We start from the raw sequence: 19,730 nt of genomic DNA on the forward strand, positions 1-19,730 counted from the left end.
TAGTTATCCTCTTTAGTCAATAGATATTATTAATGTTGGTATATCCAACTCACCTAAAATTCGCGTAATTGTAAAATCTCTATTTTTACTAGCTAACCCATATGTGTCAATTAATACTAAAAGCTTAGGAGCTTTTAGTATAGCTCTTATGATATTCATTTTAAGTACAACTTCACTATCAAAAACAACGTTATATTTTATTGTCTGAGAATCTATACGTTTCTCAAATTTTTCTTCTAAAAAGCGAATATCAAACATCTCTAATAATTGACTTAGATATTTTAATTTTTCTTGAGAAAAATCATCACATAAGTTATCTAGAACTGTACCTGCAACAACTTCTATACCACTAGCAATATGGATACTATCATTAATATGATCTTTTCTATAATTTCTAATACAAACACCATTAACTTTCACGGTTTTATCTAATGTATCTCCAAAAAAAGAGCTTAACAACATTTGGGCTGCATCAGTAGATAAGGAAAGCTTATTAAAATGACTTTTACTAAAATCAAATGAATATTCTTGAGCATTACCTAAATTAATCTCTAAAAGATCTACTCCTTCAGTAAATTCAGCACTTCTATGTTCAGATGAAATTTCTTGTCGATCTGATATTTCTAAAAGATCTAGTATTTTTCTAGTCGCTACCAAAAACCCATAACAATCATATAAATATTGGCTAAATTTTAATAATCCTAATAAAACTATATTTACCAATAATTCTGCAGCAATTAACTGGCCTATAGAAAGCTGACCATTTATTATCAAATAACTTCCAATACCTAGAAGCAGGATATTAATAAATATATAAGTTAAGCCTATATAAACATGCTGTCTAAAAAGAACATTAAAAAACTTCTTTCTACTATCTAAATAGTCACACAACTTTGTATCAACTTTCTTTATAGATACCTCTTCTGGCAACTGACGGAATGATAAAAACTCAGCAGTTTTTTCTTCGAACCAGTAGACAACATCATATACAGAATTAGATTCTTTAAGACCGGCTTCATAACCTGCTCTTAATGGAACAAATATAGTAAGCAAAATACATGTAACAAGCAAAATATCAAAAACTAAAAATAAAGGATGATAAAATGCCAAAATAATCACGCAGAATAAAGTCTGTAAGAAAATATCAAGCAAAATAATAAAAATTACAGCTACTGATTTTTGCAGAAATTTTAATTCAAAAGTTCTATTAATTTTTTCTCTAATATTTATTCTTTTGAGCTTATCAAAATCAACTTTATGAATAGCTGATACAATTCTTAAGACTGTCTCAACAAAAACTTTACGCTGAATATCTTCAACCAACTTTAGCTGAAAAATCCTAACAAAAAAAGCTGCTGTTAAAAGTATAAATAAAATAGTAATAAGAGAGATAACAGGTCGTATAGATAGACTAACCCCTACAAGGTTTACTAAAGTCTGTACTGATACTGGTATAGTAAGCGATAAAAATCCTAACAAGATGCTATATATAATAAGAATATATACCGTATGTCTTGGTATTTTTAAGACTGTTTTTATTTGTCTATACAACATGGCAGTAATAATCATGAATTACATTTCTTTATTATATTATATATTAGGCTAAAATCCACTTTTAAAATTTAATTTTTGTTAAGAGTCATCTACTAGATGCTTTCATATTGCATCTTTATTTGTTAGCATGAATATGATGTTAATCAAATTAGAGGTTAGGTTCATGTCAGAAAAAATGCAAAAAACTAAAGTATCAACATCAAAAACAATGGAAGATAAATACGATAATAAGGATCATAAACACAATAAGGATCATCTAGATCATAGAGATCATCAAAAGTCTCATCCACATACACAGCATGGCGGAGATCCTAGTCACAACAAACACTCAGTACAAACACATAGTGACCCATCAAGTCACAAGCACCACAAAGTAAAACAACATGATCATAAAGAGCATACAAGAGAACATCATAAAAAAACACAATGATTAAATTTTTCTAAAAACTCTTCTTTACTAAATACATACATTCTTAATTTAATGATTCACTAATTTTAGCTATTTTTTTTCTATCCTCTTTACCATTGGATAACATAGGAAATTCAATACAATGATGGAATATCTCAGGCATCATAATTTTTCTGATATATTTTGATAAATGTTGTAGTATCTCTTTTTTACTCAAGGGTACGCAATCTATGGTTTTATACCAAGCAACAGGCACAAAGTTATAAACAGGATCTGATTTTGCTACCGTAATGCATAAAATAATCTTGTCATGTCTAATCATTGCCTCTTCTATTTCAATTGGGAAAATACTCTCATTACTTTTTTGTATTAAATCATTAGCTCTACTAATAAACCAATAATAACCTTCGCTATCTTTTCTAACTAAATCTTGCGTACAATACCAATCATTATTACCACAAACTCTCGTATTATCTAAAATATAGCTTTTAAATAGAGATCTTGACTTTATATAAAGCTCTCCTATATCTCCATATCCTACTTCTTTAGATCCATGTTTACTTAATATCTTTACTTCAACTCCATCTACAGGCTTACCTAGTGCTGCTCTTTTATTATCATTTTTTTGATAGTTATACATTATAGGACTACATTCTGTGGCACCATATAAGATCTCTAACTTGATTGCAAAATACTCATAAAACTTAGTTATAGTATCCTCTGGAACATAACCTCCACCTGTACGAACTTTACGTGTTTTATTAAATATATTTTTCAGTTGTATGTCTTGCTCTGCTTTAGTTAATAAATCATAAATAACCGATGGAGACAAAGATATATATGATGGTTTATACTTAATAATATTCTCAATAATATTTGAACTACCTAGATCTTCTAACACTATAAATGAGCAGCCTGCAGAAATACATGATAAAACCTCTCCCAAACCAGAGATATGACTCATTGCTCTAGCAATAATACATCGATCTTGTGAAGTAATTGATAATACTTCTGTATATGACTTTATTGTGCTAATCAAACTTGTAAAGTTATGCTTAATCAACTTAGGTTTACCTGTTGCTCCAGAAGACCCCAATACTATCTGACCTTCTTTACTTGCTTGACCAAGCTCATCTTTAATTGAATAACTATGCTCTCTTAATACTATTTTTTCAGTTAGCTGAAGGATAGAGTTAATATCAAACTTATCTAATAGTGTTTTTTCATTATAATAATCATAAATCACCAAATCTGCTTGCAATCTTAATGCTACTGATACTATAGTTTCATACGGATAATCAGCATGAAAAATTGTAACCTTTACTCCAGCGTGTAAAGCTCCCAAACAAGAATAAAGAAAACGATAACTATTTTTAACACAAAAAATAATATTCTTAATATTATTACTTTTGAAATAATCGCTTGACTGTACTATCTTAGATAATAAATCCTTATAAGAAAAAACCTCATTAGAACCAGAAAATATCCTGCATTCACTATTTAAGTTTAAATTTCTAAAAAAGAGATCCATATACTTAACAAATGAAAACTCACATATAAGGATTTTACCACCTACATATTTAGATAGACAATAACTTTAAACTAATACAATCTTCATTAATTTTTATGATTTGATTTATCTTGACTATTAAAAATAGTAATACTTAATTATTTAGTACTTCTTTCAAAAACATTATCTATCTCTTTTAGATAAGTTTTTTTGACACCTTCAAAATCCATTTCAGGGACATCAAGTATAATGCTATGTTCATCTTGCATAACTTTTTGTAGATTTTTAGAGAAAGACTCTCCCGGTTTTAGATCAAATGCTACCTGCTGAACAATTTTATAGCAATCTTCACGCATAAACGGTGTATTTGCTACTAAGAAGTGAAGGTAGAAACTTGATAAATACGCACTAGTACTTCTAACTCTATCTTCTATGATATCTTTCTGAACTACAAGGTTATCTATTGTATTTTTCATCCTACGTAATGCATAAACCATTATGCCAAAGTTATCAGGAAGATAAAAACGCTCTGCTGATGAATGTGAGATATCTCTTTCATGCCACAATACACAATTTTCTAATGCTATTGACACATGTGATCTAAGCATTCTTGCCATACCTGTTAAATTCTCAGTAGAAATTGGGTTTTTCTTATGAGGCATAGTTGAAGATCCTTTTTGACCTTTAGAAAAACCTTCATATACTTCAAAAACATCACTTCTGTGTAAGTGTCTAATCTCAACTGCCAATCTCTCAATAGCAGAAGCTATAAGACCATGAATAGAAATTAATTTAGCAATTCTATCTCTAGGAATAACCTGCGTAGAAACTTCCTCTACAGGCAACCCTAAAATATCTGCTGCTTTTTTCTCATCTTCTGTAGTTAAGATACAATAATTACCAACAGCTCCAGAAAACTGTACTGTTAGACCATCTTTTTGGAATTCTTTAAGATCTTTTAACCTACGTTTAAACTCAACATACGCTCCTAAAAACTTCTGACCAAAACTCATAGGCTCTGCAAACATACCATGGCTTCTTCCCATAGTAATAATTTCTTTTGTCTCTTGTGCTTTTACTAGTAGAGAATCACATAAAGCTTCTAAGTCTTTAGCAACAAATGCTAAAGACTCGCGAATCTGTAAGCTTAGAGCTGAATCAATAATATCTGATGATGTCACGCCGAAATGGAAAAACTTACCAGTTTCTGCAGTAAACTGCTCTGCTATTGAAGTACAAAATGCAATAATATCATGTTTTGTAACTTTCTCGATCTCATCAACTCTTTCAGGTTTAATTTCTGCCTTAGAACGGATCTCAGCAGCTGTTCCTTTAGGAACCATTTTATCCTCTAAAGCTTCTAAAATAGCTAATTCAACTTCAAGCATCTTACGATATTTATTCTCGTCTGCCCATATTTTTGAAATTTCTGCTACATCATACCTTTTTATCATCACTCTATCCCTATTTGATAAGTCATAAGTAAGCACACACCACATACCATTAGATATAAAACATCTAAAGCATTAGCACACGACTAAAACCTGACAAACTATCTAAACCAACATTACATATAATTTTAATTTTCTCAAATAGAGCCATATTGTCAACCTATTTATCATATCTGTAATATCAGGATCAAACATTAATTTATAACCAAATGTTTATTATAAAATAAACTTATCAAGTAAAGATTACTAATCAATTAATTTAGTTATAAATACAGATTTGATCTTAAATATGATAAAGTCAAGCTTAGATAAATTAGGAAACAAAATAATATGAAAAAATATATATTTATATCTACGGTAGCTATTGCCTCTATATCTCTTGGTTACAGCTTAGAGCTAAAAGGAAGTGACTATATTTCAACTCAAGCTGGTACAACTTATAACTACCAAAGAATAAATGCGAGTGATAAAGATAATTTCTTAATAGAAACTACTATAAAAAGCTGTAATGATGACAAAACCATATGTAAGTATGTAAGCAAAATAAGAGATTCTTCTGATAAAAAAGCATATGGATCCGAATCAAGTTATGCCTATGATATTAAACAAGATGGTGCTGTTTATATACAATACCCAAATTTAGAAAAAGAAACATTATTACTCCCTGCGAATATTGAATTTAATAAAGTTCGCAAAAGTAGTAGTACAAATGCAAATAGCCAATCTACTGGCACTTATGAATTTACTAAACAAATTCCAGAAATAAATGTAAATGGTAAAAACTATAAAAATTGTATTGAACTTAAAGCTAAATCAAACATCAACATTAATGACAAAACTATCAAAACACAAAGCCAAGAAGTATATTGTAAAGGGATTGGTTTAGTTAAAGAAGAGTTCAGAGAAACTCGAGGCTCTAATGCTCCTGTAGTTTACACAAACATTCTTTCTTCTATAATCAAAAACTGATCTATTGCTAAAGGAGAGGTATTATGAGAGTTTTATTAGCTTTACTAATAACCACTCTCTTACTAACCAGTTGCTCAACATATAATGGCCCTATTTTTAAAGGTACCAACTATGTCTCTACAGATGTTGGAACAACATTTCACTATAAAAGAGTTGATCTAAAAACAAAAAAAGAAATCTTCTTAGATATTACTATAGAAAACTGTAATAAAGATAAAACTAAATGTTTATATACAACTAAGATACTTGATCCAAAAGGTAAAGTAATTAATAAATATAATATGCACTATATACTTAATGATGGCTCATTTTTTACTAATGGCTCAGTTAGTATAAAAGATAATTTTTATAAAGTTAGTACAATCTTACTTCCTGAAAAATTAGAACTTAATCGCGAAGTAAGTATCCAGCATCCTGAGAAATATGGTGATGTTAAAGAAAAACTAATTGTTCATAAAGAAATTCCTAGCATATCAATTAATAATCATACGTATAATAATTGTTTAAATATCATATTTGAAACAATCACTCCTCTTAAAGAAAAGAAACTAAAAATAATTACTAATCAAATTGATTGTAAAAATATAGGAACTGTTAAAAAAGAAATGGCTACCTACTCTCTTATACCTGTTAGAAATCCAAATTATAATAATTTTGTATTAACAGGTATCTATCTTGATACACTTCAAAATATTACTCATAAAAGCAGTTAATTTCTGATTTAAGCTCTAACTCTATCATTAAAATAGCTATATACCCCATAGCCACTAATAATGATCCAAGCTCCCTCTATAACAAATGCTGGTAAATTCCAATGATATATTAATGAAAATAGAACTCCTAAAGATCCTAATATGTTTAATACTAAATAACTTAAGTCACTAGATTTTAATCTACGTGTTTGTAGTAGGAAGAAGGCGATTATTACAAGAATATCACCGCCAACTCCTAAGGCGTTAGCTAACACAATTTTCTCCTTTTTCTGTTGTTTTATAGCTAATTTATCAAAAAATACTATGCGTTTTTATTTCACACTTCATGGCAAATATTGACTATTGGTATACTGAAATAACTTCAAACATACCAAGTAAAAATCTTATTATTTTATATTAATACTATAAATAAAGATTAATAACCAAACTCTATTATATACGATCTCAAAAAATTTTGCTGAGGTTCTATATCGACATTACCTATACGATACTCAATATCAAGATCCATACCTAATGTATCACTCCTGCCACACCATGGCTCGATACATACATACGGTGAATTAGCCTTTGGCTTTGACCATATACCAAGATACTCAAAGCCATCAAAAGCCACTTCAATATAGCGATTTGAATCTTTCTCAGCTAATCGAACTTTCTTATCAGAAAAACCACTATATACTAATGCATCATCATCAAAGGTATGATTATCTAGCGCAACTTTTGATAGTTTGAAATGCTTAATTTCTCCCGTATAAAAGGCCTCTGGTGTAATGGTATGAAAATCTAACTTCTGCTCTGAGAATGTTATTTCATAATCACTGAATTTATGTTTATCATCAAAAGGACAGGCAAATGCCGGATGAGCTCCAAAGCCACATGATGCAATTCTATCATCTAGGTTTATAATATTATACTCAGTGATAAGTTTATTAACCTCAAGAGTATATGTAACCTCAAACCTTAGCCTAAATGGATAATTATCTTTAGTAGTCTCCATAGCTAAGATGACACTATTTTCACTATGTAAGACAATATCAAATACAGTGTGACGTGCAAGACCATGATTACCCATAGGATATTCTTTACCTTGATATTTGATTTTATTATCATGAGATTTGCCCACGACTGGAAATAGCACTGGCGACACTCCAGCCCACACTCGGCCATCTCCTGACCACATATATTGATGATCTGTCTCGATATTTACGACAGCTCTGACTTCAGCTCCCAGCTCACTAATCTCTACTAATAAGTTATCATTTTTGATTCTAATCATAAGAATTCCCCTTCGCTATTAGTGAAGAGAGTTCTTGTATCAAGAAACACGGTCATCCTCGTGCTTGACAACAGGGATCTCTCAACTTTTAAGAGATCCCCATCTTCATAGGAATGACTGTCGTTATTAAATCGATAATATTTACCGTTACATTTTCGACAAGACCCTCTTCAGGATTAACATCAATACCGTCAGTAAAAACGAGTAGTTCAAAACCTATGATTCAAAATACTCTGTTAGTATTTTACCACAATATAAATGAATAGATTAAATAGTAAACTCAATTTTAGCTATAGTAATTCCCCTTCATTTATGAAGGGGTGGCAGTCGCAGACTGACGGGGTAGTTTTAATACAAGCTCTTCTAACCACAACATCACGCCTTTAAGATTAGTTTTAATATCTTTATCTAATATATGAATTACCTTTAAATCCAAGCCATTTAAGTATTCATCTCTAATACTATCGTACTCTTCTTTATCATTATGACTAGAACCATCAATTTCTATAACTAAGCGATAAGCTGGACAGGGAAAATCAACAATATAATTACCTATAATTTTTTGCCTATGAAAATTCAGACCTAAAAACTTTTTTGATTTCACTATATTCCAAAATAAAACTTCTGATAAGTTTCCAGCTTTTCTAAGCTCTCTTGCTCGTTGTTTTAATTTTGGATTATATGGTAACTTTGTCATTTTAACTACCCCGAGTTGCTCTCACAACCCACCCCTTCACATGTGAAGGGGAATAACTATTTAGATAACTCAAACTCCTTTTGATGCTCCATCAGAAAGAGTATCGTTGATGCCGTAATATTTATAACATATGTCATCAAAGACATATCATTACAAAGCTCCTCAGTACCTGCACCATGTCCACCCTCTTTATTCCTAATTCTAGATGTTATAGATACAACCTCTTTAAGATTATTGAGTATATTCGAATAATATGGTTTTAAGAATTTATTTTCGATTAAAGTATCAATTAACAAACTTGACGTTGAGGTTCTTGGCATCTCCCAATCATTAAGTTTTATAATAATTTTCATTACTGACTCTAAAGAACTACTACAATTAATGAAGACTTCTTTAGAATTACCTTTTTTATATGCATCATGTGCTTTTAGATATTCATCATTCGCTGATGAAAATCTTTTATCAGTAAGTAGGTGTAAAGAAGCTTTAACAATTTCTTGGTGTGTTAATTTATTATCCACTCTTATAACACTGTCACAATCGAGATTGAATTCATAGCCAAAACCATACTCAAGGAATTTTTTATTAAGAAAAATAATCTTGTTATCTATTTGATCTTTATTCTTGAATCTACAATAAGTCCCATTACTGTTTAATAAATGTAAGCCTTTAATTAGAAGTTCAAATGCATCAAAAAAATAAGAAAGTTCACTTTCTCGTAATATTCTTTCGAAAAATTCAATATTTTGAACTCTTAATTCTTTTCTTAAAAATATTGGATTCTCTTCTAGAAAGATATCAATCAAATAACTAAGAAGGTCATTTACTTCCTTATTTTCAGGACCATATGATCTAATAAAAGGGTAATATAATGAATATATTATTGAGTTGTTAACCAATATCCTAACTTCAGAAGGTACATCATAGTACTGATAAATTTCAGGATATAAGTTGTTCTCCTCCTTATACCTCTGACTAAAAAGTTTCATCACCTACCCAACCCACTTCCTAGCATTTCTAAACATTCTCATCCATACAGAATACTCATCATACTCTGCTGGGATATGCGAGTTTGTAATCGCTCTATAGACACGCTCTGGATGCGGCATCATTGCAAGGACACGACCATTTAGAGCTGTGACAGCTGTTAGACCGTTTACTGCACCATTTGGATTATATGGATACATCTCAGTTGCTTGACCTTGCCCATCAATATATTTAAGAGCTACTTGCGAGCTTGCTAGCATAGCTTGTTGTTGAGTATCATCTTCGAATAATGGTCGACCTTCACCATGAGCTACTGCAATTGGTGCTTTTGTGCCTGCCATATCAGCAAACCAAATAGAGTCAGACTCTTGAACCTCAACCATAGAAGTTCTCGCCTCAAATTGCTCTGATTTATTCTTGATAAATATCGGCCAATTTTCAGCTCCTTTGATTAGTGATTTAAGCTGTGCCAGCATTTGACAACCATTACATACACCTAGTGCTAGAGTATCATCACGACCAAAGAATTTGCTAAACTCATCTCTTAACTTCTCGGTAAATAGGATATTCTTCGCCCAGCCTCCGCCAGCACCTAAAACATCACCATACGAGAAACCACCACAAGCTACTAATACTTTGAAATCCTCCAAAGTCACACGCCCAGCATGTAAATCTGACATATGGACATCATGAGCCTCAAAACCAGCTGTAGTAAATGCTGCCGCCATCTCAACTTGACCGTTGACACCTTGCTCTCTTAGAATTGCAACTTTTGGTTTTTCGACATTGACAAACCTAGCTGTAATATCCTCTTCAAGATCAAATGTCGCCTCAACATGGATACCTTTATCATTAGTATTTAAAATACTATCAAATTCCTGCTTAGCACACTCACTATTATCACGAATTGATTGAATTTGATAAGAAGTTTCCGCCCACCATCTTTGTAAATTTACACGTGTGTTTGAGTATACTTTTTCGCCATTTGCAAAGATATTTAACTCATCGCTAGAGTTTAACTTAGCTATTGCACACAGATGAATTTGAGTATCTTTAAACATCTCTTCAACTAATGCCACATCACTATTTTTAACTTGGATAACAGCTCCAACTTCTTCAGCAAAGAGTTTCTCTAGCACATCTTGGGTTTGTAGCTTAATATCTAAACCTTTACGCCCAGCAAATGACATCTCTGCTAGAGTGGCAAATACACCGCCATCAGACACATCATGATATGATAGGATTTTATTTTCAGCTTTTAGTTTAGTGATATTTTCAAATAACACTTTCAACTTACTTGCTTCAACATCTGGCGCAACATTACCAACTTGGTTATAAGCTTGGGCTAAACATGAAGCTCCAAGTCTACCAGCACCATTTGATAGGTCAATATGTAAAAGAATCGTATCATTATCATCAACTAAAACTGGTGTAAGAGTCTTACGTGCATTAGTAACTGGTGAGAAACCAGAAATCACCAATGATAAAGGCGATGTTACTGATTTAGCTTGACCGTTATCTGACCATTTAGTTTTCATCGACATTGAATCTTTACCAACTGGGATTGCAATACCTAACTCTGGTGCAAATTCCATACCAACAGCTTTTACAGTCTCGTATAACTTTTGGTTTTCATCACCTTGATTTGCAGCAACCATCCAGTTTGCAGATAAGCGAATATCACTTAATTTCTCAATATCAGCAGCTAATAAATTTGTCACAGTCTCAGCTATTGCTAATCTACCAGAGGCAGCTGCATTAATAGCCGCAACAGGAGTTCTCTCACCCATTGCCATAGCCTCACCTGCTTGGCTATCTACAGTAGCAGTTGTCACAGCACAGTCAGCCACAGGTACTTGCCATGGTCCAACCATTTGATCACGAGCAACCATACCCGTAATACTTCTATCACCAATTGTGATTAAGAAAGATTTAGAAGCTACAGCTGGTACTTTTAGCACTCTTTCAATAGCGCCATCAAGTTTAATAGCACTTGTATCAAAAGCATCTTGCTCAACTTTGACAGTTTTTACATCAATATGCATTTGTGGCGTATTACCAAATAATAACCCCATTGGTAAATCAACAGGCTTATTATCGAAATACTCATCATTTAACGTAATATGCTTCTCAGAGATTGCCTCACCCACTATAGCAAATGGACATCTTTCTCTATTACAAAGTTGTTCAAAAAGCTCTAAGTTTTGCGGATCAACTGATAATACATATCTTTCTTGTGACTCATTTGACCATATTTCTAACGGAGAAAGTCCTTCTTCACCGACATTTACTTTTCTAAGCTCAAAATGACCACCAACATTACCATCTTTAACAAGCTCTGGGAATGCGTTTGAAATACCACCAGCACCAACATCATGGATAAATGTAATTGGATTATTTTCGCCCATTTGCCAACATCTATCTATTACCTCTTGGCAACGACGCTCCATCTCAGCATTATCACGCTGCACAGAAGCGAAATCTAACTCCGAGTTAGTATCAGAAGATACAACAGATGATGCAGCACCACCACCAAGACCAATACGCATTGCAGGACCACCAAGACAGATTAGCTTAGCACCAACATTGATATCACCTTTCTCAACATGCATTCTCTTGATATTACCCATACCACCAGCAATCATAATTGGCTTGTGATAACCAAACATCTCTTTACCTACAGATGTATTAACTTCTTGCTCATAAGTACGGAAATAACCATTTAAGTTAGGTCGACCAAACTCATTTGAATAATGTGCTCCACCTATTGGCGCCTCTAACATGATTTGTAGTGGGTTTACAATATGATAAGGCTTACCATATTTACTAATTTCCCAAGCTTGCTCAAAACCTGGGATATTTAAGTTTGATACTGTAAAACCGGTTAAACCAGCTTTTGGCTTAGCTCCAAGACCTGTTGCACCCTCATCACGAATCTCACCACCAATACCAGTTGCTGAGCCACTAAACGGCGCAATCGCTGTAGGATGGTTATGAGTTTCAACTTTCATCAAGATATCAACTTCTTCTTGATTAAAACTATAGATACCTGTTTGAGTATTTGAATAAAATCTCTGAGCCGTTGCACCTTCTATCACAGCAGCATTATCTTTATATGCTGAAAGCACGCCTTTTGGAGATTTCTCAGTAGTGTTACGAATCATTTTAAACAATGATTCATCTTGCTCTTGACCATCTATAGTCCATTTGGCATTAAAAATCTTATGTCTACAATGTTCAGAGTTAGCTTGAGCAAACATATATAGCTCAGTATCTGTAGGGTTTCTACCAAGCGTTGTATACTCATCAGCTAAATAATCAATCTCTTGCTCACTTAGAGCTAAGCCAAGTTTTTTATCAGCATCTTTGATAGCTTGGACACCATTTTCTAAAACATTGACAAACTCTAGTTCTTTAGGAGCTGCAACATCGAATAATCGCTGAAGATCTTTTTCACAAGCAAAAACCTCTTCAACCATACGATCATGTACAAGATCTTCTATCTCTTTTAACTCAGCCTCAGATATCTTTCCCTCTATACCAAAAAGAACCGCTCTTTCGACTCTTTTAACTACATCAATACCAGTATTTTTGATAATATCAGTAGCTTTTGATGACCATGGTGAAATTGTGCCAACTCTTGGAGCTGTAATAAACGTATGTCCCTTTGGCTCAACTGAGCCATATTCTTTATTATAATTAAGCAATGAGTTTATAATCTCTACCTGCTTATCACTAAGATCTTGAGAGCTTTCAACCACATGAATATATTCAGCAGATATAGACTCCACTTTACTAGATATTTTCTTAGCATCTAATAAAACTTTTTCTCTTCTAAATGGAGATAATGCGCTTAATCCTTTAAAAATCTTAATCATTAATTATCATACCCTTTATATTTTTTCTCTAACTCTTTTAACTCTTTTCTATGTTTTTCTAACGCATCTAAGTAGGCTTCGTCAACATCGCCAGTAATATATTTACCGGAGAAAACACTATCTTCAAACTCAGTAATATCAGGATTTTGTGCTTGAACAATTTCCTTAAGATCTGATAAAGGCAAATAAATAAGTCCATCAACACCTATCCACTGACGTATCTCTTCCAAAGACTTACCATGAGCTATAAGGTCTGATTTAACTGGCATATCTATACCATAGACATTTGGGAAGCATACCGCTGGCGATACTGATGCTAAATATACTGATTTTGCACCTAAATCTCTAATCATTTCAATAATACGTTTAGACGTTGTACCACGTACAATAGAATCATCAACAAGTAAAACATTCTTATCTTTAAATTCTGCTGGAATTGGGTTTAGCTTTCTTCTGACAAAGTTTTTTCTATCAACATTTTCAGGCATTATAAATGTTCTACCAATATATCTGTTTTTAACAAAACCTTCTCTATACTCAACACCTAATGCCGTTGCGATCTCTTGAGCTGATGCACGACCTGTTTCAGGGACAGGAATTACAATATCGATATCTTTATCTTTCCAGACTTCCATAATTCTTCTACTTAGAGCCTTACCTGCATCAACCCTAGCTTGATAAACACTAACTCCATTCATAATACTATCTGGACGTGCAAAATATACATATTCAAATAAACAAGGTGCTAAAATTGGTTTTTTTGCACATATTTTTGAGTGAACCTTCATATCTTCTGTAATAATAATTACTTCTCCAGGCTCCACATCACGTAGCACCTTAAATCCAGATATATCTAAAGAAACACTTTCACTAGCAACCATATAAGCTTTCTCACCATTATCATACTCTTTAACACCAAGTACTAATGGTCGAATACCATATGGATCTCTAAAAGCGATCAAACCAAAATTAGAAATCATCGCTGTACACGCATAACCACCTTTTGCATGCTTAAATACAAATTCACAAGCTTTATATACAGCTTGAGTCGTTGGCCCACCTCGAGATTTATTCATCCCACAAGCAAAGAAGTTAAGTAAAAGTTCAGAATCTGAGCTCGTGTTTAAGTGACGTCTTTCAATATCATGGAGCATTTTTGCCAGTTCAGGTACATTAGTTAAATTACCATTATGTGCAAAAACAATACCATGAGGATTATTCACATAGAAAGGTTGACTATCAGCAGCTCCAAGACTACCAGCAGTAGGGTATCTTACGTGTCCGATACCCATATTACCTTTTGATTTCTCTAACTTTTCATCAGTAAAAACATCACTAACTAAACCTGTATTTTTACGTATAAAAAAATGACCTTCATCCATGGTCGCGATACCTGCGGCATCTTGTCCTCTATGTTGTAAAAGACTTAAACCATAAAACAACGCATAACTGACCTGATTCGGCCCAGCAACCCCAATTATTCCGCACATAACCCACCAAAAAGTTTTAATTTAGTTATTAAACACAAATTATTATAACAACATTATCTAACTCTGTTATAACTAATTTAATTAAATTTAACCACGTTGCTTCTTCTTCGATACTACTACTCCAAAATATATTTTATCGAAAATATAATTATAGAAAAAAGCATATACAAGATAAAAAATAACGAAGCCAATATCAGTTAATAAGGCCTTCCATAAACTCATATGTAGCCAGTATGCGACCATAGGTAAAGTTACTACCAGCAAACCAAGTTCAAATGAAACGGCATGTATGATACGCATAAATAATCTTCTTTTTGATCTATGACCTCCAAAGCAATTCTCTATAAAATCAAAGATATAGTTATAGATAAGATTCCATACCATAGCGATCAAAGATATAACTATAGCTAAAAGGCCAATATCAAAAACACTTTCATTTAAAATATAAACAGCAACAGGAGTAAATATAACAACCCCAAAAACCTCAAACCCAACAGTGTGGACTAATCGAGCCAAAAAGCTCATATTCATAGTATTCAATTGTAACTCCCTTACAATATCAATTTTCTTACTTATAAAATCTAGTGTGAAAAGCTAGACCTATTATTAGTAGCATCCTTATTTTCGAGTGATTGAATTGCAGCTTTTAAATCTCTAATCATTAACTGAGCCAAATCAAAAGTAAAACCTCTTCTGACCAAAATTCTCATTACAACCAAGTCCTGTCTATCTTTAGGCATCGAGTATGCAGCTATTTGCCAACCTTTTGCTCGAATCTTCTCAGAAATATCAAACAAAGTATAATCCTTCCCAGATTTAAGAGACCAGCTAACTGCAGGAATACCACCTTGACCGCTATGAATAATCTCAAAAATTCCCATATCATCTAACTGGCCTGCTATATATTTTGTAACATCATAACTAACTTGATGTACTTTCCTATATCCTTCAAAACCTAATCTAACAAAATTATAATATTGCGCGACAATTTGTCCTCCAGGTCGAGAGAAGTTCAATGCAAAAGTAGGCATATCCCCGCCTAGATAATTCACATTAAAAACTAAATCATCTGGCAAATATTTTTTATCTGCCCAAATAACCCAACCAACCCCTAGTGGTGATAAACCAAACTTATGTCCTGATGCATTAATTGACTTAACTCTAGGTAATCTAAAGTCCCACTTTAGCTCTGGATCTATAAATGGCGCTAGAAAGCCTCCAGAAGCGCCATCTACATGTACGGGAATATCAATGCCAGTTTGCTGCTCAAACTTATCTAAAGCTTTACAAACCTCTTCAACTGGCTCATATTGCCCTGTAAATGTAACTCCCAATGTCGGTACTACACCTATTGTATTTTCATCACATCTTTGTATAACAGCCTCTGGAGTCATTATTAAGCTTTCTTTAGACATCGGTATTTCTCTAAGCTCAATATCCCAATATTTTGCAAATTTATGCCAACATACCTGAACAGGACCTGTAACAAGATTTGGTTTTGAATAATCTTTACCTTGAGCTTTCATTTTATCACGCCAACGCCACTTCATTGCCATACCACCAAGCATCGCTGCTTCAGATGAGCCCGTGGTTGAGCAACCAATAGTATTCTCTGCTGAAGAATTCCACAAGTTTGCTAAGATGTTAACACATCTGGACTCTATCTCTGCAGTTTGCGGATACTCATCCTTATCAATCATATTTTTATCAAGACAATCATCCATAAGCTTATGAGAAAAGTCATCCACTTGAGTTTGACAAAAAGTAGCTAAATTCTGCTTTGAGTTGCCATCTAGCATTAGCTCATCTTTTATTTCTTGATATATTTGTAATGGGTCTTGCGATCCTACAGGTATTCTAACTTTTGGCAAAGACTCTTCAAAAAAGTCAAAATCATCCATCACATTCTTTTTACCATGTAAAGCCATAGCTCCTCCCTCTATTTTTTTATCTCTTTAAACTCAAAGTCTACGATTTCAAATAAACTAAAACCTTGATTTTTAATATTCTTAGAACAGACTGATACCACCAAGTTATCATAATAAAATGTTATAAAATCATTTACATAATTCTCACTAATCCAATTATTATGACTAGTCATTTTAAATGTTGCTTTGTCTAAACCTTTTGCGATCCCTAGAGAGCTTCTTTTAACTTCTGCTTCCTTTAATGTCCATAATGTATAAAAATCTTTATACAAACTACTACTTTTTTCTAAAGTTAAAAACTCGCTTTCCTTAAAATACCTTTGTGCTATTTTTATGACATTTCTTTTTTTAGATATTTCTTCAGCATCAATTCCTACCTGCTGATTTGTAATAGCCATTATTACTTTGTTGTTTGTATGACTAATATTGAAATAAATATCACTATTACACAAATAAGGTTTGCCGCCGTTTGTTGCAAATAAAGGATTTTCTATAGAGAATATTTCTGATAAAACAAAATATCTAATAAATTGTGAAAATATTTTTTGTTTATTTATAAGTTTTTCTTGATCAACTTTATCTGCTAACCATGATAAAATTTGCCCTATTTGATATTTTTCAAAGTCTAAAATAAACACCGAGACTTTGGACATCGAACTTAAACCTATTCCGTTGCTATCTCAGATATTATATCAGTCTTACCTAATATACCATTAATGTAGACAACATCTTTATATGTTAAACCGCCTTGGTACTGCTTAAGAGAAACATAGTCTTCGACATAATTAAATATTGAGTCTGCAAAAGATAGCTGTGCCTGGACAAGAACAGCCTGCCTGTTAAGTAAGTCAACAATTGTCTGAGTTCCTGCTTCATAACCTTCTAAGATAGCTTTTACAGATGCAATACCTGAATATACAGATTCTCTATATGCCTTTATCCTTACAGCATCTAAAACAACTGTCTGGTATGCTTGAACAGTTCCTGCGTAAACTTCCCTCTTTGTTTGCAATAATGCATAATCTGCAGCCTGATTATCATAGCTAGCTTTTTTAAGCTGAGCATAGTCGGAACCACCTCTTAAAAGATTCCAACTAACCCCTCCACCAATACTAGCAACATCATACTTTGTAGGTATCAAATCAACTTGTGCAGGAGCTCCTGAAAGATTATTTCTTTGCATATTTATACCTCCAGTTAAGTTAACTTGAGGAAAGAAATTACCCCATTCGATACCAACACCTTCGGTTGCTGCTTGATATTCAAACTTTTTCTGTGCAATATCAAGATTATATTTCTGGGATGTATTTAACCAATAATCAATATCATCAGGAACTGGATTACCAAATTCAGTATCTTTCGAGATATATAAAATAGAACTTATACGTTTACCAATAAGCTTTGCCATTACTGCTTTTGAATTGATTAAGTTTCTTTGCGCATTAACTCTATCTGCTATAGCTTGACGATATTGTGCATCAGTAGTTTTGAAGTCAGCATAGGAAACCATTCCTGATTTATACTGATACTTCTGAGTTAAATATAACTTTTTGTTCCAAGCTTCGTTTGCAAATTGAAACTGTAAAGCCTGCTCTGCTCTTAATAGCTCAAAATATGCCTGTACAGTATCAACAATTAAAGTTTGCTCTGCTTTAGCATAAATCATTGCATAAGATTTCTGTAAATATGTCGCTTGAGTATAAGTCTTCCACTTACTCCAATCAAATAGTACCTGTGATCCCTGGAAATTAATCACATTAGAAGTATCATCAACTTGTCCACCAAACTGATTATACAAATCTCTTCTTAAGTTATATTGGAAATCAATTTGAGGCAATAACGCACCTAAAGCAGTCGGAACTGTCTCAACATTTGCAGCAAAAGTTGACCTTGCAGCTTGATATTCAGCATTATGCTTAGCAGCCAGCTGATATATATCAACTAAACTATAGAATTTATCTTTAGTTTGACCAACCATCGCCACCTTAGTAGCTTTTTTAAGGTCGTAAAACTGGTTACCTTTTTTTATCTCATCGGCCTTTGCATACTGCTTTTCAACGCTATATGGATTTGAATCAATATCCGTACCTAATGGTCTACCTACATTATTATAGGCAGGTACAGGAGTATCTTCACTAGCTAAAGCGAAACAAAAACTAAAAAAACTTACAAGATATAAACCAAGCTTTTTCATAATATTTAGCTACTTATTATATGTATCAAAGAGAAAGCTTTTTTCATACTTCTTATTAGCTGTTTTTTTAATTATATAAACTTTATCACATACATCATTACGAACGACAAAAACAACCCTACCACCAACTTCTAAAAGCTCAAGCAAAGAGCTATCAATTTCATCTTCAGCAACAATATTTGATATATATATACAATTATATTTTTTTGCATTCTTTTTAATGTTAGTCAGGTATTCAGCACTATTAAACTCAATATTGTAAATACTAATATCAGCAAGTTGACGCCTAACTTGGCTAAGTTTCTGCTCATCAAAATCTATTAATTCAACATTTTTAGCTAACTTTGCTAAAAGTGCTGCTGGATACCCACATTCCAGACCAAGTTTTAAAACACTATCACTAGCCTTGATATCCAATGCTTCTATAAGCCTAGCTGTAAGCATAGGACTTCTTAACTGTCTATCCTCAATTAATAATGGCGTGTCGCAATAAGCTAATCCTTGTAAATTTTTTGGGAAAAAGATCTCCCTAGGAACATCTGCCATCACCTTAGCAACACCATCCAAAGCAAGTCCTTCTGTAAGGACTTGCTGTTTAATCATATTCTCTCTAGCAAACTCGAAATTCATATTTGACCCTATAAATTTAAGAAGTAGTTTTCGTCTACTATTTT

At 32.8% G+C, this 19,730-nt stretch carries 17 protein-coding genes; 3 read left to right on the forward strand and 14 right to left on the reverse strand.

Annotation, left to right across the window (positions count from 1 at the left end; genetic code table 11):
- Positions 1–12 precede the first annotated feature (12 nt).
- Positions 13–1,554, reverse strand: coding sequence for an ABC transporter ATP-binding protein (locus tag R8535_RS03280; protein ID WP_329496584.1), 1,542 nt, complete (start codon positions 1,552–1,554; stop codon positions 13–15).
- A 163-nt stretch (positions 1,555–1,717) separates the two neighbouring features.
- Between R8535_RS03280 and R8535_RS03285 the strand changes: the two genes are divergently transcribed.
- Positions 1,718–1,984, forward strand: a complete 267-nt coding sequence (locus R8535_RS03285; protein WP_329496532.1) for a hypothetical protein — start codon at positions 1,718–1,720, stop codon at positions 1,982–1,984.
- Between the two features lie 43 nt (positions 1,985–2,027).
- On the opposite strand, the gene R8535_RS03290 is transcribed toward R8535_RS03285, so the two are convergent.
- Both R8535_RS03290 and purB read right to left on the reverse strand, forming a co-directional pair.
- Complete coding sequence (locus R8535_RS03290; RefSeq protein WP_329496533.1) at positions 2,028–3,494, reverse strand: class I adenylate-forming enzyme family protein; 1,467 nt, start codon at positions 3,492–3,494, stop codon at positions 2,028–2,030.
- A gap of 137 nt (positions 3,495–3,631) precedes the next feature.
- The gene (gene purB, locus R8535_RS03295; RefSeq protein ID WP_329496535.1) at positions 3,632–4,927 is read right to left on the reverse strand and encodes an adenylosuccinate lyase; all 1,296 of its coding nucleotides are present in this window, start codon (positions 4,925–4,927) and stop codon (positions 3,632–3,634) included.
- A 327-nt stretch (positions 4,928–5,254) separates the two neighbouring features.
- On the opposite strand from purB, the gene R8535_RS03300 reads away from it, so the two are divergent.
- Positions 5,255–5,893: a hypothetical protein gene (locus R8535_RS03300; RefSeq protein WP_329496537.1), complete on the forward strand. Its 639-nt coding sequence runs from the start codon at positions 5,255–5,257 to the stop codon at positions 5,891–5,893.
- A 23-nt stretch (positions 5,894–5,916) separates the two neighbouring features.
- Complete coding sequence (locus R8535_RS03305; protein ID WP_329496539.1) at positions 5,917–6,606, forward strand: hypothetical protein; 690 nt, start codon at positions 5,917–5,919, stop codon at positions 6,604–6,606.
- Between the two features lie 8 nt (positions 6,607–6,614).
- On the opposite strand, the gene R8535_RS03310 is transcribed toward R8535_RS03305, so the two are convergent.
- The 11 genes from R8535_RS03310 to R8535_RS03360 all read right to left on the reverse strand — a co-directional run bounded on the left by R8535_RS03310 (position 6,615) and on the right by R8535_RS03360 (position 19,686).
- Positions 6,615–6,860, reverse strand: a complete 246-nt coding sequence (locus R8535_RS03310) for a CBU_0592 family membrane protein (RefSeq protein WP_329496541.1) — start codon at positions 6,858–6,860, stop codon at positions 6,615–6,617.
- Positions 6,861–7,021: 161 nt separating this feature from the next.
- The gene (locus R8535_RS03315) at positions 7,022–7,882 is read right to left on the reverse strand and encodes an aldose 1-epimerase family protein (protein ID WP_329496543.1); all 861 of its coding nucleotides are present in this window, start codon (positions 7,880–7,882) and stop codon (positions 7,022–7,024) included.
- Positions 7,883–8,192: 310 nt separating this feature from the next.
- The gene (locus tag R8535_RS03320) at positions 8,193–8,579 is read right to left on the reverse strand and encodes an endonuclease domain-containing protein (RefSeq protein ID WP_329496545.1); all 387 of its coding nucleotides are present in this window, start codon (positions 8,577–8,579) and stop codon (positions 8,193–8,195) included.
- A 56-nt stretch (positions 8,580–8,635) separates the two neighbouring features.
- Entirely contained in the window at positions 8,636–9,568 is a 933-nt protein-coding gene (locus R8535_RS03325) for an STM4504/CBY_0614 family protein (RefSeq protein ID WP_329496547.1), read from the reverse strand.
- Positions 9,569–9,571: 3 nt separating this feature from the next.
- Complete coding sequence (gene purL, locus R8535_RS03330; protein ID WP_329496548.1) at positions 9,572–13,444, reverse strand: phosphoribosylformylglycinamidine synthase; 3,873 nt, start codon at positions 13,442–13,444, stop codon at positions 9,572–9,574.
- Complete coding sequence (gene purF, locus R8535_RS03335) at positions 13,444–14,934, reverse strand: amidophosphoribosyltransferase (RefSeq protein WP_329496550.1); 1,491 nt, start codon at positions 14,932–14,934, stop codon at positions 13,444–13,446. Before purF ends, purL begins: the two co-directional genes overlap by 1 nt.
- Before the next feature lie 87 nt (positions 14,935–15,021).
- Positions 15,022–15,474 carry a PACE efflux transporter gene (locus tag R8535_RS03340; RefSeq protein ID WP_329496551.1) on the reverse strand — a complete coding sequence of 151 codons (453 nt, stop codon included), beginning with the start codon at positions 15,472–15,474 and terminating at the stop codon, positions 15,022–15,024.
- A 41-nt stretch (positions 15,475–15,515) separates the two neighbouring features.
- Positions 15,516–16,862: a glutamate decarboxylase gene (locus tag R8535_RS03345; RefSeq protein WP_329496553.1), complete on the reverse strand. Its 1,347-nt coding sequence runs from the start codon at positions 16,860–16,862 to the stop codon at positions 15,516–15,518.
- Between the two features lie 11 nt (positions 16,863–16,873).
- The gene (locus R8535_RS03350; protein WP_329496555.1) at positions 16,874–17,515 is read right to left on the reverse strand and encodes a 4'-phosphopantetheinyl transferase family protein; all 642 of its coding nucleotides are present in this window, start codon (positions 17,513–17,515) and stop codon (positions 16,874–16,876) included.
- A gap of 11 nt (positions 17,516–17,526) precedes the next feature.
- Entirely contained in the window at positions 17,527–19,056 is a 1,530-nt protein-coding gene (locus R8535_RS03355) for a TolC family protein (RefSeq protein WP_329496557.1), read from the reverse strand.
- Between the two features lie 9 nt (positions 19,057–19,065).
- A complete protein-coding gene (locus R8535_RS03360) occupies positions 19,066–19,686 on the reverse strand; it encodes a protein-L-isoaspartate O-methyltransferase family protein (protein ID WP_329496559.1) in 621 nt (206 codons plus the stop codon).
- Positions 19,687–19,730: the final 44 nt, after the last annotated feature.

The organism is Francisella sp. 19S2-4 (genome assembly GCF_036281795.1).
Taxonomy (GTDB): domain Bacteria; phylum Pseudomonadota; class Gammaproteobacteria; order Francisellales; family Francisellaceae; genus Francisella.